We start from the raw sequence: 25362 nt of genomic DNA on the forward strand, positions 1-25362 counted from the left end.
CCCCGTTCCCACCACAGACCGAAGCTGGAGAACGACCCAAAACCGGGAAAGTCGAAAGGAACAACCCCCAACCCCCGGAAACCCAGCGCCGACCCGCCCCTCCCCGCTGCACCCGCAGCGGGCTTCGCCCGTTCCCCCCGCTCTGAGGACCGATTCACCCATGGCACCCCGTCACCCCGCCCTCGCCCGCCTCGCCCCCGGCGAGGGCCGGCTCACCCTCGGCCTGGAACTCCCCCTCGACAACGACTGGGGCCCGTCCCGGCAGGCCACCGACCGTACGGCCGGCCGCCCCCACGGCGTCCCGGACCTCGCCGACCACGCGCGCCTCGCCCGGCTCGCCGACCGGCTCGGCTTCGCCGGCCTCTGGGTGCGCGACGTCCCGCTCTTCGACCCCGTCCGCTTCGGGGACGCCGGGACGGTCTTCGAGACCTTCACCCACCTCGGCCACCTCGCCGCCGTCACCGAGCAGGCCGTCCTCGGTACCGCGGCCGTCGTCCTGCCGCTGCGCGAACCGCTGCTCGTCGCCAAGGCCGCTGCCACCGTCGACGCGCTCTCCGGCGGCCGGATGCTGCTCGGCCTCGCCAGCGGCGACCGTCCCGTCGAGTACCCGCTCTTCGGGCGGGACTTCGAGGCCCGCGGCGCCGCCTTCCGCGAGGGACTGCACACCCTGCGCGCCGCCTGGCGCCCGGGCCCGCTGGAACTGCCCGGGGCCGGGCTCGGCCCGGACTTCCAGCTGGAGGTCCTGCCGAAACCGGCGGCGGCGGCGGGCATCCCGATCGCCGTCGCCGGAGGCGCCCAGCAGACGCCCGAGTGGATCGCCGAGCACGCCGACGCCTCGCTCAACTACCCCGCGACCTGGGCGCGCTGCGCCTGCGGACCCGCCAGTGGCGCGAACTCGCCGGGGAGAAGCCGTACGTGACCCCGATGGTGCTCACCCTCCAGGAGGACCCGGACGCCCCGGCCCGTCCGATCCGGCTCGGCCTCAGCACCGGCCGCAACGCCCTGATCGAGCACCTGGAGACCATGGCGCTGTTCGGGGTCTCGCACGTCTCCTTCAATCTGCGGCCCAACGACCGGCCGGTGGAGGAACTGCTGCAGGAGCTCGCGGAGTACGTCCTGCCGCGCTTCCCCGCATCCGGCGCGTAGGGCCCTTGCATTACAGCGCGCCTGCAACTATTGTTAACGCATGCAAGATGCGCTCGCATCTATTGCGTGACCCTTTGCGCCCCGCACCCTCCGTTTCGAAAAGGCACCACCATGTCCCTCAAGGAACTCCTCCCCGGCAAGCTCGGCTACGGCACCGCCCCGCTCGGCAACATGTTCCGCGCGATCCCCGACCAGGAGGCCGCCGCCACCGTCGAGGCCGCCTGGCAGCACGGCGTCCGCTACTACGACACCGCCCCCTTCTACGGCGCCGGCCTCGCCGAGGAACGCCTCGGCGAGGTCCTCTGCGCCAAGCCCCGCGACGAGTACGTGCTCTCCACCAAGGTCGGCCGCGTCATCCTCGCGGAACTGGAGGAGGGCGCCCGCGAACTCGGCGAGAAGGGCGGCCTGTTCGAGCACGGCAACCCCAACAGGATGCTGCACGTCTGGACCGCCGAGGCCACCGAGCGCTCCATCGAGGACAGCCTCAAGCGCCTGCGCACCGACCGCCTGGACATCGTCTGGGTCCACGACATCGCCCAGGACTTCCACGGCGACCAGTGGCTGGCCAAGTTCGAGGAGGCCCGCACCGGCGCCTTCCGAGTCCTGTCCCGCCTGCGCGACGAGGGCGTCATCGGGGCCTGGGGCCTCGGCGTCAACAAGACCGAGCCGATCGAGCTCACCCTGTCCCTCGACGAGCCCCGTCCGGACGGCTTCCTCCTCGCCGGCCGCTACACCCTCCTCGACCACGAGCACGCCCTCCAGCGCCTGCTGCCGATGGCACAGGAGCAGGGCGTCGGCATGGTCGTCGGCGGCCCCTACAGCTCCGGCATCCTCGCCGGCGGCACCCACTTCGAGTACCAGGAAGCCCCTGCGCACATCATCGAGCGCGTCACCCGGCTCAAGGACCTGGCCGCGGAGCACGGCGTGAGCATCAAGGCCGCCGCCCTGCAGTTCTCCCTCGCCCACCCGGTCACCGCCGCGGTCGTCGCCGGCGCCACCAAGCCCAGCCGCATCGCCGAGGACCAGGCGGCGCTCAACGAGACCGTCCCCGCCGCGTTCTGGCAGGAGCTGCGCTCCGCCGAACTCGTCAGCCCGGCCGCCCCGCTGCCGTACGGCGCCTGAACCACCCCCGACCCGTCAGGAAATCCGATCATGGCCTCCACCTCCGTCAGCCGCATCGTCCCCGCCTCCCCCGACAAGGTGTGGAACCTCATCGGCGGCTTCGACTCCCTCCCCGACTGGCTCCCGTACATCCCCGAGAGCACCGCCCTCGAAGGCGGCCGCGTCCGCCGCCTGCGCAACCCCGAGGGCGGGACCATCATCGAGCGCCTCGTCGCCTTCAACGAGGCCGAGCGCCACTACAGCTACGCCATCCTGGAAGCCCCGTTCCCCGTCAACGGCTACGTCTCCACGATCCGCGTCCACGCCGTCCCCGGCCAGGAGAACGCCGCCGAGGTCCAGTGGTCCGGCCGCTTCAACCCCGACGGCGCCACCGAGGCCGAGGCCGTGGCCCTCTTCACCACCATCTACCGCGACGGCCTCGCCGCCCTCCACAGCACCCTCGCCGCGGTCAGCCCGTCCTTGACGCCTTCCTGAGGCCCGGGGCCGCCTTCCCAACGCACTCCGTACGCGCGCTCCCCGCGGAGCGGTCGTCCAAGGTCTCTGCCGGCCCAGCAGGAGGGCCCTTCCTCCCGGCGCGCGGCGGTGAGTGCAACGCTCGGCGGTGTCCTCACGGCGGCGGGGGCCGGTGGCTTCGCGGTCGTTCCGGTGGATCGCCGACCCCTTGAGCCGCGGCGGTGGTGGCGTGCCAGCTGACGGGGAGGGTGAGCGGTGACTTGCTCGGGGATTCGTCGTCCCAGGCGGGTTCCTGTCCCTCGGCGAGGCGCAGTCGCGGGAAGCGGTCGAGCAGGGCTTCCAGTCCCACGGCCATCTGGGCCCGGGCCAGGTGCGCGCCGATGCAGTTGTGCGCACCCCGGCCGAAGGTGAGGTGCGGGTTCTCCGCCCGGCACAGGTCGAGCCGGTCGGCGTCGGTGAACACCCGCTCGTCGCGGTTGGCCGAGGCGAGGACGGGCAGAACGGCGTCGCCCGCGCGGATCCTGCGGTCGTGCAACTCGATGTCCTCGACGGCCTGGAGGACCACGACGCCGTTCATGACCGGTATGTACCGCAGGAGTTCCTCCACCGCGCCGGGTAGGAGGCCGCGGTCGTCGCGGAGCCGGGCGTACCGGTCGGGCGCGGTCAGCAGGGCCACCACGGCGTCGGCCAGGAACATGGTGCTCGTGCGGTAGCCGGCGACCAGCATCGAGAGCCCGAAGGTCACCACGCTCTCCCCGTCCAGGGTGCCGGGCCCGCACGCGTGGACCAGCCCGGTGAGGACGTCGTCGGCGGGCTCGCGCCGCTTGCGGTCGAGCAGTGACGCGATGTACTCGCGCAGTTCGGAGGTGACCTCGCGGCCCTCGTCCAGGGTGACCATCGCCCCGAGGGCGGCGTCCGCCCTGGGCAGGAAGTACTCGCGGTCCTCGTAGGGGATGCCCACCAGCTCGCACATGGCCAGCAGCGGGAAGGGCTCCAGGAAGCCGCCGACCAGGTCGCCGGGCTGCCCGGCGGCCGTGAAGTCGTCCAGCAGCCCATCGGCCGTCCGGCGCAGTCGCGGCAGCCGGCGCCGGACGGAACGGACGCTGAACGGTTCGGCCAGAGCGCGGCGCAGGGCCTCGTGGCGGGGGCCGTTCAGTTCCATCATCGTGATCAGGCCCGGTTCGTCGTCGGCGGCCCGGTCAGGCCGGGGCGGCCAGTCGTTGATGGTCGGCCGGATCAGCCGGGGGTCCGCGATCAGGTCCCGGACGTCCTCGTAGCGGGTGGCGTACCAGGCGGTGGCGCCGATCGGCAGCCGGACCTCCGCGAGCGGGCACTCCCGGCGCAGCCACCCGTACTGCGTGGGCGGGCCCATGGTGCCCGGCGGCGGCAGGGGCAGGTCGATGGCGGGCGGGTCGGCGGCGGGTTGCGGCGGTGAGCTGCTCACTGGCGGTGCTCCCTGGTCGCGTACGAGGTGGCCGGGTGTGAGGTGGCCGCGTACGAGGTGATCGTGTGCGAGGTGGCCGGTCGGGTCTCACCAGCTGACCGGGAGGGTCAGCGGTGACTTGGTCACGGATTCGTCGTCCCAGGCGGGTTCCTGTCCTTCGGCGAGGCGCAGCCGCGGGAAGTGGTCGAACAACGCCTCGACTCCCGCGGTCAGTTCGGCGCGGGCCAGGTGGGCGCCGAGGCAGTTGTGGGCTCCTCGTCCGAAGGCGAGGTGGCCCCCGCGGCCCGTGGTCGCGCCGGCCCGCTCCAGGTCGAGCCGGTCGGCGTCGGCGAACACCCGCTCGTCGCGGTTGGCGCAGGCCGGTACGGGAATGACGGCGTCGCCCTCGCGGATCGTCCGCCCGCGCAGCTCGATGTCCTCGGTCGCCAGGAGGATCACGGTGCCGTTCATCACCGGCATGTAGCGCAGGAACTCCTCCACCGCGCCGGGCATCAGCTCCCGGCCGTCGCGCAGGCGGGCCCACAGGCCCGGCCGGTCGAGCAGGGTGTGCACGGTGTCGGCCAGGAAGAAGCTGCTGATGCCGAAGCCGACGGTGAGCATGGACAGCCCGAAGGCCATCACGTCGTCGTGGGTCAGCTCGCCGTCGTCGCACCGGCGGACCAGCCGGGTCAGGACGTCGTCGCCGGGCCGGTCCCGCTTCCGGACGATCAGTGCGGCGACGTACTCGCGCAGCAGGTCGGTGACCCGGCGCCCCTCCTGCGAGGTCACCATGCCGCCGAGGGCCGCGTCCAGCACCGGGAGGAACCGGTCCCGGTCCTCGAAGGGGATGCCCACCAGGTCGCAGAGCACGAGCAGGGGGAAGGGGTCGGTGAAGCCGGCGACGAGGTCGCCGGGCGGGCCGTTGTCCTCGAACGCCCGCAGCAGTCGCCCGGCCAGCCCGCGGATGCGCGGCAGGTGGTCGCGCACGGCCCGGGAGCTGAACGGTTCGGCCAGCGCCCGGCGCAGGGCCGCGTGCCGGGGGCCGTCGAGTTCGGCGATCGTGACCAGGCGCGGCCCGTCGTCCGCGGGTTGCCCGGGACGCGGCGGCCAGTCGTTGATGGTCGGCCTGATCAGCCGGGGGTCCGCGAAGAGCATCCGGACGTCCTCGTGCCGGGTGGCGTACCAGGCGGTCGCGTCCATCGGCAGCCTGACCCTGGCCAGGGGGCAGTTCTCGCGCAGCCGCGCGGACTCCTCGGGCGGCCCCATGGTGCCCGGCGGCGGGAGCGGGAAGTCCAGGACGTCCGGCTCGGCGCCGGCCCCCCGCGCACCGGGCGGCCGTGCGCTCATGCCCGCGCCCCTTCCGGGTGGCGGGGGCAGGGGCGTTCGAGGTAACCGGTGGTGTAGAAGTACTCCAGGTAGCGGTCCAGCAGCTCCGCGTCGACGGGAGGGCAGTGCAGGCCCGAGGTGGCCAGGTCGTGCTCGACGTTGGCCCGCCCGACGGTCGGGAAGGTGCCCTCGAAGTACATCTCCTTGACGGACATGTCGGCCTGCTTGCAGCGGTCCACGCACAGCGAGACGAACGGGGCCGTGGGGCTCGTGGGGTGCTGCGCGACGTGGCGGACGAGCTCGCCCACCCACTGCTCGTAGGGGAGCCGGGAGATCCGGTGGCCGGCCCTGTCCATCCGGTCGAGCATGTCGCACAGGCTCGCGGCGCGGGGGTTGGTCATGTGGTAGGTCCGGCGGGTGGCGCGGTGGGTGGTGGCGATGTGCACCAGGGCGTCGGAGAGGAAGTCCACCGGGACGAAGTCCAGCGGCAGCCGGATGTCGGGGGCGAGCCCGGTTTCGCTGATGGTCTTGAACAGCGAGCAGATCGCGGTGTCGGTGTTGCACGCGCCGGTGTGCCGGTCGCCGGTGATCTCGTACGGACGGTAGACCGCCACCGGCAGGCCCTGGTCCTGGTCCGCGGCGTCGCGCAGCACCTCCTCGGCGACCCACTTGCTCTCGGCGTAGCCCATGGTGAGCCCGTCGGCGTGGTCGAGCGGCAGGTCCTCGTCGACGTGCCGTACGCCGGCGGTTCCGAAGCCGGCGAGCACCGCGATGGTGGAGAGGAAGTGCACCGGCACCCGGCGCCCGGCCGCCAGTCGGATGAGCTCCCTGGTGCCTTCCACGTTGGTGCGGCGCAGCGCGTCGTACGGATAGATGAAGTTGACCTGCGCGGCCGAGTGGATCACCAGGTCGACGGTGTCGGCGAGTTCGTCGGCGCGGCCCGGTTCCAGTCCGAGGCCGGGTTCGGCGAGGTCGGCGGGGAGGCACACGATGCGGTCGGCGGCTTCGGGGGTGGCGAGGCCGAAGCGGGCGAGGTTGCGCATCACCTTCTGCCGGGCGTGGGCGGGGGCCCGGCTCCGCACCGGGCAGCACACCCGGGCGTCGGTGCGGCGCAGCAGCGCGTCCAGGAGGAAGGCGCCGACGAAGCCGGAGGCGCCGGTGAGCAGCACCTCCGCGGGGTGGTGCCAGTCCGGCTCCGGCCCGCGCGGTTGCGGGAGGGTGAAGCCCAGCCGTGCCTCGGCGCGGAAGTCCACCGGGCCCGCGTCGGCGTTCACCCTGCCGGGCGGGCCCTGGACGGCGACGACGGCGGCGGTGAAGTCCTCCAGTGTCGGGGAGCGCAGCAGGCTGTGGACGAGGGTGCGGCCGTGCCGGGCGTCGAGGCCGAAGGCGGCCAGCGCACGGGTGACGGCCTCGGCTGCCAGCAGGGAGTCGCCGCCGATGTCGAAGAAGCTGTCGCCCGGCGCCGGGTGCACACCCAGCACCACCTGCCAGATCCGGGCCACCGTGTCCTGCGGGCCGAACGCGGTGCCGTTCACCGCCGCCGGGACGGCAGCCTCCTCGGTCGCCGTCAGCCTGCGCAGCCGGGCGCGGTCGACCTTGCCCCCGGCCGTCACCGGGAACCGCGCGAGTTCCACCAGTCGCGCGGGCACCGCGGCCGCGGGCAGCCAGGTGGCGAGAGCGCTGCGGATGCGGTCCAGGGTCAGTGCCTGGCCGGGGTGGGCCGGGGTCACGTACCCGATCAGGGTGTCGCCCTCCCGTTCGACGACGGCCTCGCCCACCGTGTCGTCCGCGCGCAGCCGCGCCTCCACCTCGTCCGGTTCGATGCGGTGCCCGCGCAGTTTGATCTGCCGGTCCACCCGGGCCCGGTACTCCAGTACGCCGTCCGGGTGCCGGACCACGCGGTCACCGGTGCGGTAGAGGCGCGTGCCGGGCTGGACGAGGTCGTCGACGAAGCGCTCGGCGGTCAGCCCGGGGTCGCCGAGGTACCCCAGGGCGAGCCCGTCCCCGCCGACGAGGAGCTCGCCCTCCTCGCCGGTGTCGGCGAGCGTGCCGTCCGGGCGCAGCACGTGACAGGTGGAGTTCTCCAGGGGGAGGCCGATCGGCACGGCCGTCGCCTCGGGAGGCAGGTCGTGCAGCGCGTGTGCGGTGGACACCACGCTGTTCTCGGTCGGGCCGTAGAAGTTGACCACGGTGGTGTCCGGGCAGGCCGCCAGTATCGCGCGGGCCAGTTCCGCGTCCATCGCCTCGCCTCCGGCCGAGGCGAACCGCAGGGACCGCAGCGCCGAGGGCCTGGTGCGCGCGATGTGGTGGAACACCCCGGTGGTCAGGTAGGCGATGCTGACCCGCTCGGAGAGCAGCAGCGATTCCAGGGCGGTCGGCGACAGCAGTTCCTCCTGGTCGGCGATCACGATGCAGGCGCCGGCGAGCAGCGCGGGCCAGATCTCGATCGTGGAGGCGTCCGAGGAGAGGCCGTAGGCGTGCAGCACCCGCTCACCGGGCCGCGGCCGCTGCCGGACCAGGTCGGAGGCGGCCAGCCGGACGATGCCGCGGTGCGGGATCGCCACGGGTTTGGGGCGGCCGGTCGAGCCGGAGGTGAACATCACGTAGGCGCAGTCCGCGGGGAGCACCCGGGCCTGCGGCACCGCGGCCGGGGCGGTCGGGGTGGCCGGGGCGGTCGGAGCCAGGCCACCCAGGTCGATGCGGGAACGCACGCGCCGGATGCGGCGGGAACTGCCGGGCAGCGTGACGACGGTGTGCACCCCCGCGTCCTCGGCCATCGCCTGCAGACGCGCGGGTGGTGAGGCGTCGTCGAGCGGGACGTAGGCCGCACCGGTCTTGAGGATGCCCAGGAACGCGACCAGCGCCTCCGGAGAGCGGGCCCCGCACACCCCGACCGTGTCGCCGTACCGCACGCCGGAGTCGTGCAGCCGGGCCGCCACCGCGTCGGAGCGGAGCTTGAGTTCGCCGTAGCTGATGCCGCGGCCGTGCTGTACGGAGGCGATGGCCCGCGGGCGGTGCACCGCCCGGGCGTCGAACAGCTCGTGGAGGCAGCGATCGCGTGGATACGGCACCGCCGCGGCGTGCTCGGCCGCCTCCTGATGCGTCGTTGTTCGGGTGTTCATCGGGACGTCACGCTCTCTGCCGCACACGGACCGCGCGCGGGAAGCTAGGGTTCGAACTCCTTGGCGAAGGCGGCGAAGTCGGCGGTCCGCCATCTCTCGGGCCTCATGCGGATGAGGACGTCATCGGCCAGCTGCCGCCGGTTGGCGTCCAGGTACGCCGCCGCCGTGTCCGCGTCCAGATACCGGCGGGCCAGCTCCTCGCGTGCGGCCGGCGGCAGCGGGTCCTCGACGGCCACCACCGGCCCCTCCACGCTGACGTAGCGGTAGGGCGCCGACTCGACCTGCGCGCAGAGGCTGAACCGGCCCGCGCTGCGGATGAGCCGGGCCTTCAGCGTCGTCCGCCCGGTCTGGATCGTCACCAGCCCGCCGGGCCGGTAGGAGTACCAGAGCGGGACGAGCAGCGGTCCGCCGCCGTCGCGCGCGTCGTCCACCCCCAGGATTCCCACGTGCGGGCCGGCGAGGAACGCCTCCCGGGCTTCGACCGACATCCTGAGATCCACTGGTACCGCCTCGATTCGGCAGGAGACGCATCCGGTATCGACAGGAGACGCATCCGGTATCGATTCGCGCAAGGGAGGGTGAGCCGGCGGGGGCCTCCGGGCGGCCGGCGTGTGACCGCCGCAGGTCTGTGCGGGTCCTCGGTCCTTCTCGTCCGGTGCACACGGCCTTCGGGAACCCGGCGGGGCGGCCAGGGCAGGGCCGGGCCGGGCTCTCTCCTCCACATTTCCACCACACCCGGGTGGCCCGCATCCCGGCGGCCGCGCACGCGGTGCCTCCGATCCCCCGCCGAAGCGCACTACGGGCGCTCCGGGGGGATCCTGCCAGTGTCGGCCGTCAGGTGGTTCCCGGCTGGTTCCAGGAGAAGGAGGGGCACATGAGGGCGGCCATCCGGGCCGAGGGCCTGGTGAAGGACTTCGGCGACGTACGGGCCCTGGACGGGGTCGACCTGGACGTGCCGGAGGGGACGGTGCTGGGCCTGCTCGGCCCCAACGGCGCCGGCAAGAGCACCACGGTACGGGTGCTCACCACCCTGGTGCGGCCCGACGCGGGCAGCGCCCACGTGGCGGGGGTGGACGTGCTCAAGCACCCCGGCCGGGTCCGCAGCCTGCTGGGCCTCTGCGGCCAGTACGCGGCGGTCGACGAGTACCTCACCGGCCGGGAGAACCTCCAGATGGTCGGCGAGCTCTACCAGATGCGGAGCAGGGACGCCAAGGCGCGCGCCCGGGAGCTGCTGGAGTGGTTCGACCTCGCCGAGGCGGCCGACCGGCCGGCCAGGACCTACTCCGGTGGCATGCGCCGCCGGCTCGACCTGGCGGCCGCGCTGGTGGTGCGGCCCCCGGTGATGTTCCTCGATGAGCCCACCACCGGTCTGGACCCGCGCAACCGGCTCGCGCTGTGGGAGGTCGTCGAGATGCTGGCCGCGGAGGGCACCACCCTGCTGCTCACCACCCAGTACCTGGAGGAGGCCGACCGGCTGGCGCACGACATCGTCGTGGTCGACCACGGCCGGGTGATCGCACGCGGATCCGCCGACGACCTCAAGACCAGGACCGGCGGCGAGCGGGTGGAGGTGGTGGTCCACGACCGCGAGCAGATCGGTGCGGCCGTCGCTGCGCTCACCCCGTACGGTGGGGGCCCGCTCAGCGTGGAGCAGCACACCCGGCGAATCCTCGTGCCGGTGGGCGGGGGCGCCCGGGTGCTCGCCGACGTCATCCGCGAGCTGGACGGGCTGGGCGTCCTCATCGACGACATCGGCCTGCGCAGGCCCACCCTCGACGACGTCTTCCTCTTCCTCACCGGCCACGCGGCCGAGGAGAACGAGCCGGGAAAGCCGCCTCGGACGGCTTCCGGGGCCGGGCGGCGCCGGTGGGCACGGAACGCCCGTGGGAATTCCCGGCGGGGGCTTCGGCGCTCCCACGGGAAGCAGTAACTCCAGTGATGGTCGAAGCAGTGCTGGTCAAGGGAGTGGAAACCATGGGACAGCTGGATGGGAAGGTCGCCCTGGTGACCGGGGGCTCGGCCGGGATCGGTCTCGCCGTCGTCCGTCGGTTCGCCGCCGAAGGTGCCACCGTCTACCTCACCGGCCGGCGCAAGGCCGAGTTGGACGAGGCCGTGGAAGCCGTCGGCGAACGGGCCATCGGCGTCCAGAGCGACGTGTCGAACCTCGACGACCTCGACCGGCTCTTCGCGGCGATCGAGGCACGCAGCGGACGGCTGGACGTCGTGGTGGCCAATGCCGGCGTCGGCGAGTTCGCCCGGCTCGGGAAGATCACCGAGGAGCACTACGACAGGGTCTTCGACATCAACGTCAGGGGGGTGGTCTTCACCGTCCAGAAGGCGCTGCCCCTGTTGCCGGACGGCGCCTCGGTGATCGTGCTCTCCTCCACCAACGCGTCGACGGGCGTCCGGGCGATGAGCGTCTACAGCGCCACCAAGGCCGCCGACCGCAACCTCGTCCGCACGTGGGCCGCCGAGCTCGCGGGCCGCGGCATCCGGGTCAACGCCATCAGCCCCGGCCCGATCGAGACTCCCGCCATCCGCGGTCTGAGCGCGGAGGAGGCGCCCGAGGTGGACGAACTCGTCGCCAGGATTCCGCTGGGCCGGATCGGACGCCCCGACGAGGTCGCCGCCGCGGCCCTCTTCCTCGCCTCGGACCAGAGCTCCTTCACCACCGGAGCCGAACTCTTCGTCGACGGCGGCCTCAACCAGGTCTGACCGGCTCGGCGAGGCCGAGGGCGTAGGCGGTGCCGCGGCCGGGGGCGGGTTCGACGGCCAGTTCGCCGTTCACCGCCTCGGCGAAGCCGCGTGCCACGATGAGGCCGGCGCCCTCGACGGCCGGGCCGGGGGCCGTCACCCGAGGTGGACCCCTCCGCCAGCTGGTCGAGATCCGGGCCACGAAGTCCCAGGTGGTGCTGCACTCGACCGCCCCCGACCCGGCCGGCACCACCCCCTTGGCCGTCCACTTGTCGGCGGTCGCGCAATTCCCCACGAGCTGCGGTTTCGTGTCGGCGTAATTCCCCGTCCCCGTGGCCACGAGTCCCCATGGGGACGGTGACCGGCACCGGGTGAGTCTCATCGGGAGACAGCCACCCCCTGCTACTGGCACCCGGGTGCCCGGCCGGCAGTAGGGCCGGGTCAACCTCAACGGCCCCGTCCGCACCGGCCAGCTCGACGAGACCGTGAACTCCGGCCCCGTCACCGTCCTGGGCGGCGGCAGCGACGGCCCCACGGTCATCGTCGGCGACGACGGCAAGACCTACACCAAGGGCGACAACGGCTGGAGCATCTCCCCGCGCGGCGACCGGATCGCGGACTACCACGGCTACGCCACGCTGCTCCTCTCCTTCGGCCCCTCCGCTCGCAAGGGCATGGAGGACTGCGCCGGCACACCGTGCTTCCGCCTCTCCGGCAGGGTGGACCTGGAGCGGATCAGGACCGTGGAGGCCTCGCTCTACCAGACCCTGAAGGCCAAGAACGCCAAGGAAGTCCAGCTCGACCAGTGGATCGACGCCCAGGGCCGCACTGTCCGCTACGACCGGCTGGTCGAGTTCGAGGGGCTTCGGGTGCGCACCTCGGGCACCTTCCGGGACTTCGGCCCGGTCGAGAAGGTCGACGCCCCGCCCCTGGGCGGAGCGGCTGGCCCGGGCACCTGACGGACCGTTTCAGAACGGGATTCCTTGATGGTCACCTTGGAGGCTGTCCCGCAGTCGGTCCCGGAAGGCCTGGAGCCCGGGTAAAGCCGGCAGTTCAAAGCATTGGTGGCGGCCGATCCGAATACCTTGATGCCCCGCCCGGGCTGGGCATCAAGGTGCGGGTGCCGGTCAGGGCTGCAGCTGCGTCCAGCCGCCTTTGCCCGGCGCCGGCCGTCCGGGCCCGCCTGCTCCCTCCTCGTCGCCGAGGTCGAGGGCTCCTACGGTTTCACCCGCCCCGCCGGGGCGTAGGGCTACGCGACGGGCGGGTGGCGGGGATCCCAACTCCCGTTATCCGTCCGCCGGCGGGGTGGCAAATCCCTCTCAACTGGTGCCCCAACTAAGGGTTTTGGCCTGAACGCGCCTACGTCGCCTCCTCGGCGCCTGCCTACGCTCCCCTCGAACCCCGGCCGCTCCGGCCGTGGGACCGACCCAGGGGGAACACCCAATGCGTATTCGCCACGCCGTCGCCACGGTCACCCTCGCGGCGACCGCCGCGCTCACGATGAGCACCGCCGCCTCGGCCGCCCCGGCCCCGCGTCTCGCCTGCGGGGTGAGCGACCAGGGCCTCCCGGGCAACATCTACAACAACGGCGTATACGTCGGCCAGGTCGAGCAGCAGTACGACAGCTGTAGCCGGACGGCGATCGCCCACTTCCAGTGGTCCGGCGGCTTCCAGGGAAACGGCTCCCAGGTCAAGGTGTACCTGATGGCGAGCAACGGCTACGCCGGCCAGGCGACCATCGGGGACCAGAGCAGCAAGGACGTCTACGGCTACGTCAACATCCACGCCACTTCCCCGGACATCTGGACGGCCATCGCGTCGCTCGACCAGATCTGCCCCGCCTACAGCACCCAGCACGACTACTCCAACGGCGCCTCCCTGGCGGGCCCGCAGGACAGCAACTGCAGCATCCCCAACCCGTAACCCGTAACCCCTAGCCCGCAGTCCACGCTCCCGGGTTTCCCGGCCGGGAAACCCGGGAGCGCGTCGGCACGCGGCATGGCAGGGTGAGCCCATGACCTCCCTCAGAAAGGGCGATGCCGCGTAGGCCGCCCGGCGCCCTGCGCGCCCAGACGCGGTACGCCCGGGGCTCGCAGCCCCGACCGTTCAGCCGGATCCGAGGCCTGCGGCGCAACGCCCAGGCCGCCGTACGACGCCTCGAAGCCCGGCGCTTCGAGCCCGGGTACCTGAGCAGGGCGCTCGGCCAGTACGAGGAATTCCTGCGCCAGCCCGGCCGGTGGTTGTACGTGCCCCTGCCGGACTGCCCCTGCCACGACGTCCTCGGCGCGCGCGACGAGATCGAGGCGATGACTGCCCGCCCTGCTACCGCGCGCCCGCTGCGAGTTGGGGCGGATCGTCGCCGGGCTCGACACGGAGTTCGAACGGCGCACGCTGCCGGACCCGCACGCCGCCCGGCGGCCGTCCTCCGTCCGGCCCGACGCGTCGAGGCGGCCATGGTGGTACCGGCGGCTGACCGGGCCGTGAGGGGCTGTCACCCTGGTGGGCGGCGGTCGTTGCTGGTCCTGCCACCAGAAACACGAGGAGTGCGACTCCGCCTCCAGCTCAAGCCGACGCTCAGCTTGTGATTTATCGTCCGGCTTCGAACAGGTGGGCCGGGTGATCACTCGTCCGGGTGTTCCCGGGACGGCGGTGCGGCCTTCGCGTGGTCCTGAACTCGACCAAGAGGAACAGGATTTGACGCGAAGACCGTGATGGTGAGTCTGGGCGAGTCTGGTGGAACAGGGCGGGCAGTGCGAGCCGTTCGCGGAACTGTCACGCGTCCGGGGGGTCTTCTACGACTGCCTGAGTGGACCAATCCGGGCCGGCCAGAGCGCCACGCCTACCCCACTGCGCACTCAGCAGGAGAGGAGCTTCCGTTGGAGATGACGGTCTATCACCGCTACCGCACGGTGCCCCGCTTCGCGATCGACCTGAGCGGCAACCAGGACGGCACCATCCTCACCGCCTACGCCGCAGAGCTGCCCGATGTGATGGACCTGATCGCCCGTTGGGCGCCGGCCGTGCAGGCCCTGGCCGCAGCCGCTCTCGGCCCCCACCCCCAGGACGGCGGTCGGTGAGCGCCCGCAAGCTCACCAGCGGTGGGTTGGTGCTGTCGGCCGTCGGCGACGGCCTGGGTGGCGATCTCGCCGACCGCCGTGGCCTCCAGTACGGTGCCGGTTTCCTGCTGGGCGTCGGCGAGGCGTTCAGTGATGATGGTGGGCCGCACGACCGGCGGCCCACCATCAGTGCGTTCCGGCGGCTCAGTAGAGGACTACGGAGAGCCGTGCCGGGCCGGTCTCGGTGGTGGTGTCGCAGAAGTAGACGATGGCCTGGTGGCTGTTCACATACGCCTGGCCGGCCGCGTGGCAGGCGGCGGCGGTCGGGTATATGCCGATGTAGGTGTAGGTGGACGCCTGGGCGGTCGGGGCGGCGATCAGGGCGCCGCCGGCCACGACCCCGGCCACGGCCACAGCGGAGAATGCCTTGCGAAGCGACATGAGTGGTCTTCCTCCCAATGGTGAGCGCCGGGGTCCGTGCCCCTGCGCTTCGCCGAGGAGCCTCCTCCGAATGTGAAGGCGAGGCAATGGTCGAGACCAATTTCGACCGGAAGCGGTGTGGTTTTTCTGTGACGGCGCAGGTCACGGGCTCGCCTGACGGGCTGGCGATCGTCTTCCGGACAGTTCTTGCACTGTCCGGAACCTGACAGTCCGTTTTGACCGATTCACCAGGATGGTCCCAGGCCGTTTCCCTGGTAGGAGCGCTTTCACGCCCGGGCCGGGACAGTGTTGGGACATCCGGCCCGGTCGGCTGGCTACCGGCCGGGTGCGGCGTCCTCGATGGCGGTGAGCAGGCGGACGTGGACGGCGCCGGCGGCTTCACGGGTGGCCGGGCCGGGGTCGTCCAGCTGCGGGGCGATCAGCTCGACGGCTGCGGCGAGCACCGGCACGGGGACGGTCGCCTCGCGCAGGTGCAGGAGCTGGGAGGCGGCCCGCTCGCCGGGCGTGGCCTTGGCGCGGGCGTCGTGGATCAGGGCGCCGATCCCGCGGGGCAGGGGCTGGGTGTTGGTCACCCGGCTCATTCTCCCGTCAGCTGAGCGGTGGTGATCACCACGGTCGGTCGTCCGCGCCCAGGCTCCTCAGGCGAGGTCGGTGTCAGGTTTTGCTCGGCGCTACCTGCGCGTTGTCGAGGTGCAGGCGCAGCGTGCCGTCGACCGGACATCGCAGGCCGACCGACACGCGGCGGACTTGGCCGTCCGCGTCGAGGGCGAGTGCGACTGCGGCCTGGAACACGTCGTGCCCGGTTGGGCACGTGATGTCGGCTGGCTTGCGGAAGGCGTTGCTCAGCCGCGGGCGTGAAGGAGCGGATTCCGCGAGTTCCCAGGTGGATCCGTCTGCGTGAACATCTCCGTCCGCTATGCCGAGCGGCAGGCAGCAGCCCTCACGGAAGCACTCGTCCGTGGTCACTTCGAACTGGCTTTTGCGCTTGCCCCGCGCCAAATGATCTTGATCGACGGTGGGTTCCTCTGTTCGCGTCATGGCCAACCGGTACAACTTGCTGACCTTGCGGCTATGAAGCGACGTTTCGGTGGGGGACCCCAAGTACCTAGATTCGTTTGGGAGTTCGCTGTTTGCACAGCCCTGAAACGCGCCGGCCTGCCGCCGTGCTGACGGCGCTGGCAGCGGGTGGAAGCCGATCCTCCCGCCCGCTGACTCCGCTCACCCGGAAGGGGGAGGCGCCGTCAACCTCGCTCGCCAGGATCGGCGGCGAGGCGGCCGAGCATCGCCATCACGGTGATCCGCGCGTCCTTGTCGTTCGTCACCGTGCAGTGGGCATCGACGCCTCGCGCGTCCGGTGCTTCATTCGGATCGGTCAGGCCGATCCGGATCAGGTCGACGGCATACTCGCGGCACTGGGAGTAGTCCTCTGCGGCGCGGACCGCCTCGACGTGGTCGATGTGGCCGGGGTCCGCAGCGCGCAGCAGCGCGGGGGTGGGCAGCGGGCCCAGTGCCTCTTCGATCCATTCCGAGACGGTCTCCCGGGGGCAGCCCTGTTCCAGCCGCGAAGTGCTCGCCGCGGTGAGCGCCAGGTGGATGAGGAGCGTCCCGAACCAGTTGGCGGCCTCGGCCGGGGGCGTGTCCGTGCCCGTCGGTGGCATCACGGCGCGGTACAGCGCAGCGGGGTCATCGGTGTGTGCGGCGGCGGCGACCGCCTTCACGGCGCTGCCGAGGGCAGCCTGGTCGATGGTCACGTCGGTGCTCTTTCCCTAGTCGGCAGCCGTCAACTTACCGCTCCGGCGCGGTCGAAGGACCCGTTAACGGACATTCTGTGGAATCAGCTCTGTCGAGCAGTGGTCGTCATCCGGTGGCTGTCGCGATCTGTTGTCCGGCTGCTGTGGCTGTTGCTCGTGCAGCGGCCTCTTCAACCTGGCGTCGGCCGGATTCACCTCGGCTCCAGATGAATGCGCGCCAACGACGTGGCGCGTCGCTGCTCCCGGAAATCGGTGGAGGGCCGGGGATCCTGTGGATCATCGCGCCGGCCGGTTCGTTCAAGCAGGGTCTTCGCACGAGAGGAAAGACCGGTGAGGTCATCCAGTATGTGCATCCTGCACTTCTTTTCCCATGACAAGGGTATGGATTCGCAGGACCGCACGGTACCCGGTCGAAGTGCTTCGATGCAGTTCGAACTCCCAGCGGCCGTGGCCGTCGCGGGTTCAACATGGGCCTCCCGGACGGCACTCTCGGGGACGGGCGGCCACGTTGACGATCGGCAATAGCGTCGCGGTGGCTGGGTCGCCGCTCCGGCCCGAGACACGGCCGGGCGGGCGCTGCGCAGCGGCCTTTGGCCCGGGCCCTGGGCGAAGGCCGCCGAGTGCTACTGAGTGTTATCGGGGCAGGTGCGGCCGGTCGCCGGGCTCCTGGGTGGGGAACTGTTGGCCCGCGCCAGGAAGGGCGGGCGCCGGATAGTTCGCCACCTCGTACTTGGCCAGTTCGAGCTGCTCGGCGGTCGGGGGCAGCGCCGGGGCCCTGCACGCGCCGCCGTTGAACTGGAAGGCGGAGGTCAGGTCCCCGAAGGCGTTGCGACGCCAGTCGGTGACGGTGGCCGACCGGACTCCGGTGAACCGCTCCAGGAACTGCAGCACCGAGGTGTGGTCGAAGGCCTCGCCGGCGACCCAGCCGCCCACCGTCCAGGGCGAGATGATGATGCACGGCACTCGGAAGCCGCCGCCGATCGGCAGGCCGCCGACGAACTCGCCCGGCGTCGCGGCCGGGGGCACCGGCGGCGGCACGTGGTCGAACAGCCCGTCGTTCTCGTCGTAGTTGAGGATGAACACCGTCTTCGCCCAGACCTCGGGGTTCGACGCGACCGCCTCGATCTTGGAGGCGACGTAGTCGGCACCGGCGGCGGGCAGGTAGTCCGGGTGCTCGGACTGGTAGCTGGTCGGCAGGATCCAGGAGACGGCGGGCAGCCGGTTGTTGCGCGCGTCGTCCTCGAAGGTGCCGGCCGGCCGGGCGGTCATGCCCTTGTGGTGCAGTGCGCTGCCGGGCGCGGCCTGCTGGAAGCTCTTGAAGAGCGAGAGCATGTTGGTGCCGTAGTTGTCGGCTTCCTGGTAGACCTGCCAGCTGACGCCGGCCGCCTCCAGCTGTTCGGGGTAGGTCTTCCAGGTCAGCGGCTCGGGCGCCGAGTTCTTGATGATCGGGCCGCCCTGGCCGCCGTCGGCTCCGATCGAACCCGTCATCCAGTACAGCCGGTTGGGCCAGGTCGGTCCCTGGACCGAGCAGAAGTAGTTGTCGCAGATGGTGAACGACTCGGCCAGGGCGAACTGGAAGGGGATGTCCTCCCGGGTGTAGTACCCCATCACGTACGGGCCGTTGACGCCGTCGGCGGACCGGTGCGCGGGCAGCCACCGGTCCATCTTCCCGCCGTTCCAGGCCCGGTGCTGCACCGACCAGGAGTGGCTGGTGGACGGGATCGCCTGGGCGCTCGTGGTGCGGGTGTCCAGGTGGAACGGCAGCAGGTAGCCGTCCGGGTTGACGCTGTCGGGCTGGTAGAACACCGAGCGCCCGTTGTCCAGCCGCAGCGCGTTCGGGTCCGCGAAGCCGCGAACACCGGCCAGCGTGCCGAAGTAGTGGTCGAAGGACCGGTTCTCCTGCATCAGCAGGACCACGTGCTCGACGTCCCGCAGCGAACCGGCCTTCGGCACCCCCGCCGCTACCGCCCGCTGGACACTCGGTGGCAGCAGGCTCATCGCCGCTGCCGCTCCCATCACGCCGGCCGCCGATCCCAGCAGCCTCCGTCGGGTTATTCCGGACATCAGCCCTACCCTCTCCGTCGCGCCGGTGCGCGTGCGGGATGTCACCGCACCGGACTACCTGTGGCTTTCCCCCGGGAGCTTCGAGGCAGTGGAGATGACGGATGAACAGCCAAGGAATGTCAGGTACCCGCCAGGCGCTGCAGCCGCCCCCGCACCCCACTGCTGACAGCCCTGAAGCGATGCCCGAACGCCGGGCGGGGACGGGTCCGTACGGCGATGGCCAGGCGGTGCATCACCCGGTCCGAGCGGGGCCGGCCGAGGACCATCGCCCTTCTCCCGCCGCCCGGCCGCGATCAATCTGACGACCGCGTTGGCGCCGCCCAGACCCGAAGACAAGCGACGTCACTACTGCCCGAAAGAGCCAGAAACGACAAGTTCGCGGAAGCGTTCAGCGAACGGAGCTCCTGGAACGCATGGGACAGGTAGGCCTCCAGGGCACGTCACTACGGTGATCTTCATCCAGGGGCCGGCAAAGTCGGGTGGTGGCCGCAGATTCCCGATCATTCTCACGTTGCTCAGGAACAACGTGGACCACCGCTCACCCGGTTGCCGAGGCCCTGGTGCGCGGGGTGGCGGCCGGGCAGGCTAGTTTGTCCGGGTGAGTCTCCTCGATGATGTGGCCAAGCGCGACGGCTGGCGATGCTGGGTGTGCGACGAACCGGTCGACCCCGACAAGTCGGTGAACGATCCCAGGGGGCCCAGCGTTGACAGTCGGACCGCCGACCGGAAGGCCAAGGTCGCCGAGCGGCTCGCGCACCGCGGGTGCAACAGCCGCAAGGGCGCGGTCAAGGTGGTCATCGCCTGGCCGGACCGCCTGTACGTGGCCGAACCCGCGCCGCTGATCACCGTTGCCGCGAGGCTGGAGCGCAAGGGCGGCCGCGAGATGGTGGGCCGTTGTCCGACCAGGCAGGACGCCCAGGAAGCGGCGGATTGGCTGGTGGACCGGTTCTCCCGACTAGCGCCGGGGCTGCCGGTGACCGCCGACATCGAGGCGGGCGGCGGCCAGTTCCTCGTCATCCTGGCCACCGGCCGCCGCTGACCGGGGACCACCAGCGCACACTCGCGTCGAGCTGAACCGTCGGCCCACATCGACCCGCCCTGTCGAAGGCTGACCCACGGCCGCGTGACGGGCTGCTGCCTGCTCCGCGCTCTGCTCGTCCTGACGAACCTCGAACTCGACCGCTGACAGGCGATCAAGACCGAAGACCGCCGCCCACGACCAGCACGAGCACCCACGAACCCCGCCGCACCAGCGGAAACCAGGACGGTGGATCTTCAGTGAAGATCGACTGGACCTCGGTCAGTCGATGCCTTCGACCATGCGGAAGTCGCGCTCGACGCCGTCGGAGAGGGCGACCAGCGCCTCCTGGTAGGCCGCACTCTCGCGGGCCGCGACGGCCTGCTCGAAGCTGTCGAACTCGATCAGGATGGTGCGCTCGGCGATTCCGGCGTCGTGTGCGACGACCCGACTGTCACGGGCGAGGACCCGTCCGCCCCCGGCCTTGACGGCCGGACCGGCCAGCTTGTTGTAGGCAGCCAGCTTCTCAGGGTCTGAAATGGTGCGGTAGACGCTGACCCAGTACCCCTTGGGCATGGAACCTCCAGTGTTGGGATGGTGCATCTGACTTACGGGTTGGTCTCGGACGAGCGTCGGCGGGCGAGAGCGAGGCTTGTCAGCGTCGTGATCGCCATGGCACCGATGCCGACCAGCGCCGCGGTGGTGTAGACGCTGTCGTCGGGGAAGAGGCGGCCGGGGCCGGTGCCCGCGGCGAGGATCAGGCCGCCGATGGCACTGCCCAGGGAGTACCCGACGCTGCGGACGACGTAGTTGAAGCTCATGGCGCTCGACGTCTCGCTCCTCGGGGTGACGGCCAGAATGACGCCGGGCATCACGGCCGAGAAGCCGCCGACGCCGAAGCCGAGCACGCCCATCGCCGCGAACAGTTCGGTCAGGTCCGACCGGGCCGCCGCGAACAGGGCGAACCCGCCGCCGACCACGACGGCACTGCCGGCCAGGAGCAGGGGGTCGGCGTTCCGCGTCCGGACCCGCGGCGTGAGCTTGCCGGCGACGAACCCCAGCACCGAGAACGGGATGAGGACCAGCCCGGCGACGAAGGTCGTCAGCCCGAAGCCGTAGCCGGCGTCGTGCGGCGTCTGCGCGTACCGGGTGATGAGCGTGAGCAGGAGGTACATGCCGATCCCGCCGACGAACATGGCGAGGTTCGCCCCGGCGGCCGCCGGGTGCCGCACCGCCCGCACATCGACCAGGGGCGTCGTGCTGCGCAGCTCGATGACGGCCCAGACGCAGAGGAGCACCACCGCGACGACGGCGAGGCCTGCCACCACGGCGAGGTGCCGGCTCCACAGATTCCGTTCGCCGGCGAGGAACAGCACCAGGAGCAGCGCAGCGGCCAGGACGACCGCGCTTGCCACGTCCACGTGGGCGGAGCGGTCTTCGGGGGCTTCGGGCATGGAGTGCCACGCGGTCAGGAGGGCGGCGGCGGTGACGACCAGGCCGAGGCCGTAGGCGGCCCGTACCCCGCCGAGCTCGGCGAGCAGTGCGGCCAGTGGGTAGCCGACGCCGGCCCCGATGATCGAGACCACCGAGATCAGGGCGATCACGGCCGCGCTGCGCTCCTCGGGGAGGTGGTCCCGGGCCACGCCCATCATCAGCGCCGTCAGCCCGAGCCCGACGCCCTGGGCCGCCCTGCCGGCCAGCAGCCACGCGAACGGCAGCGGCAGCACGGTGAGCGCGCTGCCGGCGACGACGACCGCCAGCGTGGCGAGGATCGTGGCCCGCCGGTGCGGGCCGGCTCCGAGCCGGCCCAGGACCGGCGTGGCGACGGCGCTGCTGAGCAGCGCGACGGTCAGCGTCCACTGCGCGCTCGCACCACTGCCGGCGCCAGCGCTTTACGGACCGCTCGCTGACCCGCAACGAGGCGGCGATCTCCCGGTTCTTCTGCCCTCCTGCGAAGCGTTCCACGGCCTGAAGCCGGACCCGCTCCCTTGCGGCCCTCCCAGCGTCGGTCAACCCGCCACCGTGTGCGTATCTCACGCCCCCAGGGCTACCGGAACCACCCAACAGATGTCAGGCGAACGGCACCGAAGCCGCTCGATCAAGTTCGGTGGTGGCTTGGAACACGTGATCACGTGTGTGAGGATCAGGCCGCGTACGCCTGTGGACGGTGTTTGCGTGTGAGACCGCCCTCAAGGGCAAGAAGAGGTGGAGATGTTCGCTGGGGGAACTGCGCGGCTGCTGGTCGGAAACGACGGTGAAGCGCCGCTGAAGCTGGCCGTGGAGCCCTGGGCGGATACCTACCGGATTCCGCCGGGGCAGACCCGCGCCATTGTCACTCACTCACCAGCAGGCGACGGTTCCTGGTCCGGGACGTTGCGTGGGGACGAGCCCTTCCAGGTCGACCATCGGCGGGATTCGGTCACGGTGTGGGCCAACGGCCACTGCTTCCACCTCAATGACATGCTGGGCAACGCGATCGATGCAGCCGACTGGCAGTGCCCAGTTCAGGGCCCGGACTCGTGAAGGCGGCTCGGAGCGGCGGCTGATCACGTGCTGGCAGGTTCCGACCCTGGAGTTCGCGGGCGAGGTCTTCGGCAAGGCTGTCCTTCTCGGATCAAGAGTTGATCTTGTCCTGTTGCCGGCTGAGAGCAATGGCTTGCCCGCCAAGACGAATTCCTGCCGGCGACGTCAGGAGCGCCATTCTGCGCTGCAGCGCGGAAGCGGGATTCGGCCCCGATGCCGCGTGCTGACCCACGCGGTCCCAAGGACCGTGCCGTCCAGGCCGGGCTGGTGCCGATCATGAGGGCGGACAACTGGCCCCTGTCCGAGGACTACAGGCTGGCGGCGCTCGTGTGCTCACCAAGGACCTGTCCGCCTCCGGGGTGGCCCCGCTGGATGTCAGTGGGCAAGTGGAGAAGGGAGGATCAGCACCACGCGACGGGGGAGCGGCCCGGTCGGGTCGACCAGCCGCCGTCGGCCCGGTTGGGGGGTGCGGGTGTGGGGGGAAACGTTCCGCTGGCCGGTGTGAACAGTAGCCCCGATGCCAGCCGACCAGGCCCTGGGCCGGACGGTCCTCGACTGCCCGCCGGCGGACGGCGCCATCTGGATGCGCTGGACTGGCCATGACGGCATTCGCGCTCTCCACCACGGCGTCGGCCTCGCCCGCGGAGAGTGCCTATGCGTCGTGTCGGCCCGGACTCGCGGTCATGGCGGTCGGCGAGGTGGAATGAGTCCGACCGGGCCATGGGTCTGACGAGTGGACTGGAGTGCTTGGGTGGGGACGATTCTCAAGGGCGTAAGCCGTGTGCGCTGGGACGAGTTGAAGCATGCCTATGGATCTGCGGCAGATGTTCCCGGCGTGCTGTCGCGGATCGCATGGGGCGACGCCCTCGCGAGTGCGGCAGCCCTGAGCGATCTCGCCCTGTGGATCGGCGAGTTGGCGGTCTTCGATGCGACTGCCGCCGCTGCTCCCTTTCTGTGGGACCTCGCGGTCACCGAGACCGTGACGTCGCGGGCCGGGGTGATCGAGTTGCTGCAGACGATCCTCGAACACGGCAATCCGCGGCAGCCGAAGGTGCAACTGGAAGCCCACCAGGCCGTGCTGAGCCGCCGACCGACAGCGGACCGGCTCACCCACGACAGCGACCCTGCGGTGCGAGTAGCGGCTCAGGACCTGCTGGCCGCGATCGACAGTCATCCGGGCGAGTCCTGCTGCCGGGCCTGACACAAGAGCCTTCCTTGGCACTCCGGTGTCGGCCGTCGGCTTGGTGGTGCTTCTCGCTGCCCGTCTGGGATCTCCGGGGATCGCTCGACGCCGGTCTTGTCCCGGGCCCGATGCGTCCCCGGCTGCGGTCGCCGTCCGGGACCACGGGGGCCTCCGGACGAGAGACAGCCGCCGGACGGCTTCTGTCGGTGACGGGTGATAGATGTTCACCAGGGCCTGGTGGCATGGCAGACAAGGGGAGGGCGCAGTGTCGGATGTGGTGATGTGCGGTCCGTTGGGAGATATCGCGCGGCAGGCAGGGCTGCAGGACGGTATCCACACCGAGGACGTCTATGCGGCGGCCCTGTGCTGGTGGGCGGCCGCCGTGGCCCCCTCGGCGGTCCTGCCGGTCGGCCACATGGAATGGCCTTGTCTGGTGTGGGGAGCCTTCCTGGCCGACGACGCCCGGCCTCCACTGGTCACGGCCCTGGCCACAGCCGGTATGGACTCCAGCCGTTTTCGCCGGCTCACCAGCCACCACGACATCACCACAGCGGACAGGCTGCGGGCCGCTTGGCGCCGGTCCGCCCGGAGTACCCGCCCCGGCACCGGCTTCTCTCTGCTGCTCACCGGCAGCCCTGTCAAGCACCGCCCGTCGAGGACGTTTTCCGATGACTCCCTCGCGTACGCGTTGCGTACGGCCTGGGACGGCGACGAGTACCGCAACCTCGAACATCAGCGTCGTTCGCGCGCGGGCGGCCAGGCGGGGGAGGCCCCCAGGATCGGGGTGCTGTGGGAGATGCCGGCGGGCGACTGGAGGTACAGAGCACAGACGGAAGCGGCCTCCTCCAGCAGATTCCTGGTCTTCCGCCGGAAAACGGTAATCCCCGGCGCCGCGCTCCCTGGCCGCCGGATAGTGCCGGTGGCTTCCCAGGCCGTCGAGGGCCTCGCCCGGATCTACGACAGCCTGTCGCACCAGCAGGTGCAGTTCACGATGACGGGTGAGGCCGCCGCGAAGTTCTGGCCGGTCCAGCTCAGCGCTGCTCGCTTCGACGACCAGGAGTCCCTGCCGGAGGACCAGTTCGTCCGACTGGACGCCCACACCCACCGGATCGCGGCAGCGCTAGCCCTCGCCGAGGACACGGACGTGATCACCGGCGGCCACATCGAAGCGGCGTGGTCCCTGGTTGCTCGTTCCGGCCGGGATCGGGCCCGATTGCTCTGCCCTGATGCCCTGGACCTCGTCGGCGGCATTCTCGACGGGATCGGCGGGCAGGTCCGGACCGCGACCGGCTCGCCGCAGGCCCTGCCGCTGGGAGAACTGTTCCCGCCGGGTGGTCTCCATGCCGTCAGCGCGCCTGCCGCGGTGCCCGCCAGCGGGGTAAGGGACAGGAAGGGCCGGGTCAGGCGTGACGGGGCGGTCGTTCAGGACGTCAAGGACTGGTACGGCAACCAGTGCCAGATGTGCGGCAGCGTCCTGGGAATCCCGGGACCACGCCAGACGATCAGCGAAGGTGCTCATATCCGCCCGCTGAGCCAAGGCGGACCCGACTATACCGGCAACGTCCTGTGCCTGTGCCCGAACTGCCACACGCAGTTCGACCAGGGCGGCCTCTACCTGACCGACGACCTGCGCGTCGTGGAAACGGTGACCGGCACGGTGCGGCAGCGTCTGGAAACGGAGCCCGGCCATGACGTCGGCCTGGAGTACGTTCGCTGGCACCGTGCGCGATGGGCACGGTACATCCAGCCCGTCAGGCAGACGCGCGGAGGGCGCTGACGGACGCTATGCCATTGCGGAGAGGCGGAGTTCGCGGGCTATGGCCGCGGAGCTGTCCGTTGCCGGCGACCGGCTGGGCTCGTTTGATGCGGGGCCGGCTGCACGGCCAGAACCGGGCGGCTCGCCCACACGGCTACGGGGCTGCCGAACGGTGACGGCCGTCGACCTCTAGTAGGGCTTTGTTAGGTCCTATGGTGGGGGTCGGGGGTTGGTGCGGGTTGGCCGCATATCGAGCAGGCGCCGGTCCAGGTGGCCAGGAGGGC

Annotated in this window: 25 protein-coding genes and 1 pseudogene; 13 read left to right on the forward strand and 13 right to left on the reverse strand. The window is 71.3% G+C overall.

Features of this window, described 5'->3' with window-relative positions; translation table 11 throughout:
• Positions 1-160 precede the first annotated feature (160 nt).
• The 4 genes from ACFVX9_RS37385 (at position 161) to ACFVX9_RS37400 (ending at position 2742) form a co-directional block, all read left to right on the forward strand.
• Positions 161-919: an LLM class flavin-dependent oxidoreductase gene (locus ACFVX9_RS37385; RefSeq protein WP_387986467.1), complete on the forward strand. Its 759-nt coding sequence runs from the start codon at positions 161-163 to the stop codon at positions 917-919.
• Positions 916-1146 (forward strand): hypothetical protein, encoded by a 231-nt coding sequence (locus ACFVX9_RS37390; protein ID WP_387986470.1) that lies wholly within the window; start codon positions 916-918, stop codon positions 1144-1146. Before ACFVX9_RS37385 ends, ACFVX9_RS37390 begins: the two co-directional genes overlap by 4 nt.
• 111 nt (positions 1147-1257) lie before the next feature.
• Positions 1258-2268, forward strand: a complete 1011-nt coding sequence (locus tag ACFVX9_RS37395) for an aldo/keto reductase (protein WP_380375050.1) — start codon at positions 1258-1260, stop codon at positions 2266-2268.
• Positions 2269-2298: 30 nt separating this feature from the next.
• Entirely contained in the window at positions 2299-2742 is a 444-nt protein-coding gene (locus tag ACFVX9_RS37400; protein WP_387986474.1) for an SRPBCC family protein, read from the forward strand.
• 133 nt (positions 2743-2875) lie between these two features.
• On the opposite strand, the gene ACFVX9_RS37405 is transcribed toward ACFVX9_RS37400, so the two are convergent.
• The 4 genes from ACFVX9_RS37405 to ACFVX9_RS37420 form a co-directional block, all read right to left on the reverse strand.
• Positions 2876-4165 carry a cytochrome P450 gene (locus tag ACFVX9_RS37405; protein WP_387986477.1) on the reverse strand — a complete coding sequence of 430 codons (1290 nt, stop codon included), beginning with the start codon at positions 4163-4165 and terminating at the stop codon, positions 2876-2878.
• Between the two features lie 87 nt (positions 4166-4252).
• Entirely contained in the window at positions 4253-5491 is a 1239-nt protein-coding gene (locus ACFVX9_RS37410) for a cytochrome P450 (RefSeq protein ID WP_380375044.1), read from the reverse strand.
• Positions 5488-8592, reverse strand: coding sequence for an amino acid adenylation domain-containing protein (locus ACFVX9_RS37415; RefSeq protein ID WP_387986480.1), 3105 nt, complete (start codon positions 8590-8592; stop codon positions 5488-5490). The genes ACFVX9_RS37410 and ACFVX9_RS37415 overlap by 4 nt, the downstream gene beginning before the upstream one ends.
• Before the next feature lie 44 nt (positions 8593-8636).
• A complete protein-coding gene (locus tag ACFVX9_RS37420) occupies positions 8637-9080 on the reverse strand; it encodes a pyridoxamine 5'-phosphate oxidase family protein (protein ID WP_363378667.1) in 444 nt (147 codons plus the stop codon).
• Between the two features lie 386 nt (positions 9081-9466).
• Between ACFVX9_RS37420 and ACFVX9_RS37425 the strand changes: the two genes are divergently transcribed.
• Both ACFVX9_RS37425 and ACFVX9_RS37430 read left to right on the forward strand, forming a co-directional pair.
• Complete coding sequence (locus tag ACFVX9_RS37425) at positions 9467-10522, forward strand: ATP-binding cassette domain-containing protein (RefSeq protein WP_380375040.1); 1056 nt, start codon at positions 9467-9469, stop codon at positions 10520-10522.
• Positions 10523-10566: 44 nt separating this feature from the next.
• Positions 10567-11307, forward strand: a complete 741-nt coding sequence (locus tag ACFVX9_RS37430; protein WP_380375038.1) for an SDR family NAD(P)-dependent oxidoreductase — start codon at positions 10567-10569, stop codon at positions 11305-11307.
• Here the strand turns inward: ACFVX9_RS37430 and ACFVX9_RS37435 are convergent.
• Positions 11294-11581, reverse strand: a complete 288-nt coding sequence (locus ACFVX9_RS37435) for a hypothetical protein (RefSeq protein WP_387986486.1) — start codon at positions 11579-11581, stop codon at positions 11294-11296. The genes ACFVX9_RS37430 and ACFVX9_RS37435 overlap by 14 nt on opposite strands.
• A gap of 190 nt (positions 11582-11771) precedes the next feature.
• Between ACFVX9_RS37435 and ACFVX9_RS37440 the strand changes: the two genes are divergently transcribed.
• From ACFVX9_RS37440 to ACFVX9_RS37450, 3 genes are all read left to right on the forward strand, one after another.
• Complete coding sequence (locus ACFVX9_RS37440; protein ID WP_387986489.1) at positions 11772-12245, forward strand: hypothetical protein; 474 nt, start codon at positions 11772-11774, stop codon at positions 12243-12245.
• Positions 12246-12729: 484 nt separating this feature from the next.
• Positions 12730-13209 carry a hypothetical protein gene (locus ACFVX9_RS37445; protein ID WP_380486687.1) on the forward strand — a complete coding sequence of 160 codons (480 nt, stop codon included), beginning with the start codon at positions 12730-12732 and terminating at the stop codon, positions 13207-13209.
• A 959-nt stretch (positions 13210-14168) separates the two neighbouring features.
• The gene (locus tag ACFVX9_RS37450; RefSeq protein ID WP_363378680.1) at positions 14169-14363 is read left to right on the forward strand and encodes a hypothetical protein; all 195 of its coding nucleotides are present in this window, start codon (positions 14169-14171) and stop codon (positions 14361-14363) included.
• Between the two features lie 183 nt (positions 14364-14546).
• Here ACFVX9_RS37450 and ACFVX9_RS37455 read toward each other — a convergent pair whose 3' ends face one another.
• The 5 genes from ACFVX9_RS37455 to ACFVX9_RS37475 all read right to left on the reverse strand — a co-directional run bounded on the left by ACFVX9_RS37455 (position 14547) and on the right by ACFVX9_RS37475 (position 18598).
• Positions 14547-14783, reverse strand: coding sequence for a hypothetical protein (locus ACFVX9_RS37455; protein ID WP_063351744.1), 237 nt, complete (start codon positions 14781-14783; stop codon positions 14547-14549).
• A gap of 314 nt (positions 14784-15097) precedes the next feature.
• The gene (locus ACFVX9_RS37460; protein WP_380375031.1) at positions 15098-15355 is read right to left on the reverse strand and encodes a hypothetical protein; all 258 of its coding nucleotides are present in this window, start codon (positions 15353-15355) and stop codon (positions 15098-15100) included.
• Between the two features lie 82 nt (positions 15356-15437).
• A complete protein-coding gene (locus tag ACFVX9_RS37465) occupies positions 15438-15821 on the reverse strand; it encodes a hypothetical protein (protein ID WP_387986494.1) in 384 nt (127 codons plus the stop codon).
• A gap of 203 nt (positions 15822-16024) precedes the next feature.
• A complete protein-coding gene (locus ACFVX9_RS37470) occupies positions 16025-16534 on the reverse strand; it encodes a hypothetical protein (protein ID WP_063351740.1) in 510 nt (169 codons plus the stop codon).
• Between the two features lie 633 nt (positions 16535-17167).
• Positions 17168-18598, reverse strand: coding sequence for an alkaline phosphatase family protein (locus ACFVX9_RS37475; protein WP_387986498.1), 1431 nt, complete (start codon positions 18596-18598; stop codon positions 17168-17170).
• A gap of 598 nt (positions 18599-19196) precedes the next feature.
• Here ACFVX9_RS37475 and ACFVX9_RS37480 point away from each other — a divergent pair.
• Complete coding sequence (locus ACFVX9_RS37480) at positions 19197-19637, forward strand: hypothetical protein (protein WP_380375027.1); 441 nt, start codon at positions 19197-19199, stop codon at positions 19635-19637.
• Between the two features lie 261 nt (positions 19638-19898).
• Here the strand turns inward: ACFVX9_RS37480 and ACFVX9_RS37485 are convergent, their stop codons facing one another.
• The 3 genes and pseudogenes from ACFVX9_RS37485 to ACFVX9_RS37495 form a co-directional block, all read right to left on the reverse strand.
• Positions 19899-20192, reverse strand: a complete 294-nt coding sequence (locus tag ACFVX9_RS37485; protein ID WP_380486715.1) for a DUF1330 domain-containing protein — start codon at positions 20190-20192, stop codon at positions 19899-19901.
• Between the two features lie 32 nt (positions 20193-20224).
• Complete coding sequence (locus ACFVX9_RS37490) at positions 20225-21469, reverse strand: MFS transporter (RefSeq protein WP_387986508.1); 1245 nt, start codon at positions 21467-21469, stop codon at positions 20225-20227.
• A 70-nt stretch (positions 21470-21539) separates the two neighbouring features.
• A pseudogene (locus ACFVX9_RS37495) lies at positions 21540-21653 on the reverse strand (transposase); the annotation flags it as partial.
• A gap of 174 nt (positions 21654-21827) precedes the next feature.
• On the opposite strand from ACFVX9_RS37495, the gene ACFVX9_RS37500 reads away from it, so the two are divergent.
• The 3 genes from ACFVX9_RS37500 to ACFVX9_RS37510 all read left to right on the forward strand — a co-directional run bounded on the left by ACFVX9_RS37500 (position 21828) and on the right by ACFVX9_RS37510 (position 25099).
• Positions 21828-22139, forward strand: coding sequence for a hypothetical protein (locus ACFVX9_RS37500; RefSeq protein WP_380486711.1), 312 nt, complete (start codon positions 21828-21830; stop codon positions 22137-22139).
• A 751-nt stretch (positions 22140-22890) separates the two neighbouring features.
• The gene (locus tag ACFVX9_RS37505) at positions 22891-23340 is read left to right on the forward strand and encodes a hypothetical protein (RefSeq protein ID WP_387986501.1); all 450 of its coding nucleotides are present in this window, start codon (positions 22891-22893) and stop codon (positions 23338-23340) included.
• Positions 23341-23587: 247 nt separating this feature from the next.
• Complete coding sequence (locus ACFVX9_RS37510) at positions 23588-25099, forward strand: HNH endonuclease (RefSeq protein WP_387986504.1); 1512 nt, start codon at positions 23588-23590, stop codon at positions 25097-25099.
• Positions 25100-25362: the final 263 nt, after the last annotated feature.

Origin of the sequence: Kitasatospora sp. NPDC058243 (assembly GCF_042882025.1) — a bacterium.
In the GTDB taxonomy this organism is placed as follows: domain Bacteria; phylum Actinomycetota; class Actinomycetes; order Streptomycetales; family Streptomycetaceae; genus Kitasatospora.

What these genes read in the sequence shown, in the direction of transcription:
- ACFVX9_RS37465 (WP_387986494.1), bottom strand. Translation starts at nt 15,821, where the DNA reads ATGACGCGAACAGAGGAACCCACCGTCGATCAAGATCATTTGGCGCGG.
- ACFVX9_RS37485 (WP_380486715.1), bottom strand. Translation starts at nt 20,192, where the DNA reads ATGCCCAAGGGGTACTGGGTCAGCGTCTACCGCACCATTTCAGACCCT.
- ACFVX9_RS37430 (WP_380375038.1), top strand. Translation starts at nt 10,567, where the DNA reads ATGGGACAGCTGGATGGGAAGGTCGCCCTGGTGACCGGGGGCTCGGCC.
- ACFVX9_RS37410 (WP_380375044.1), bottom strand. Translation starts at nt 5,491, where the DNA reads ATGAGCGCACGGCCGCCCGGTGCGCGGGGGGCCGGCGCCGAGCCGGAC.
- ACFVX9_RS37455 (WP_063351744.1), bottom strand. Translation starts at nt 14,783, where the DNA reads ATGTCGCTTCGCAAGGCATTCTCCGCTGTGGCCGTGGCCGGGGTCGTG.
- ACFVX9_RS37385 (WP_387986467.1), top strand. Translation starts at nt 161, where the DNA reads ATGGCACCCCGTCACCCCGCCCTCGCCCGCCTCGCCCCCGGCGAGGGC.
- ACFVX9_RS37445 (WP_380486687.1), top strand. Translation starts at nt 12,730, where the DNA reads ATGCGTATTCGCCACGCCGTCGCCACGGTCACCCTCGCGGCGACCGCC.
- ACFVX9_RS37420 (WP_363378667.1), bottom strand. Translation starts at nt 9,080, where the DNA reads ATGTCGGTCGAAGCCCGGGAGGCGTTCCTCGCCGGCCCGCACGTGGGA.
- ACFVX9_RS37415 (WP_387986480.1), bottom strand. Translation starts at nt 8,592, where the DNA reads ATGAACACCCGAACAACGACGCATCAGGAGGCGGCCGAGCACGCCGCG.
- ACFVX9_RS37475 (WP_387986498.1), bottom strand. Translation starts at nt 18,598, where the DNA reads ATGTCCGGAATAACCCGACGGAGGCTGCTGGGATCGGCGGCCGGCGTG.
- ACFVX9_RS37400 (WP_387986474.1), top strand. Translation starts at nt 2,299, where the DNA reads ATGGCCTCCACCTCCGTCAGCCGCATCGTCCCCGCCTCCCCCGACAAG.
- ACFVX9_RS37425 (WP_380375040.1), top strand. Translation starts at nt 9,467, where the DNA reads ATGAGGGCGGCCATCCGGGCCGAGGGCCTGGTGAAGGACTTCGGCGAC.
- ACFVX9_RS37500 (WP_380486711.1), top strand. Translation starts at nt 21,828, where the DNA reads ATGTTCGCTGGGGGAACTGCGCGGCTGCTGGTCGGAAACGACGGTGAA.
- ACFVX9_RS37450 (WP_363378680.1), top strand. Translation starts at nt 14,169, where the DNA reads ATGACGGTCTATCACCGCTACCGCACGGTGCCCCGCTTCGCGATCGAC.
- ACFVX9_RS37395 (WP_380375050.1), top strand. Translation starts at nt 1,258, where the DNA reads ATGTCCCTCAAGGAACTCCTCCCCGGCAAGCTCGGCTACGGCACCGCC.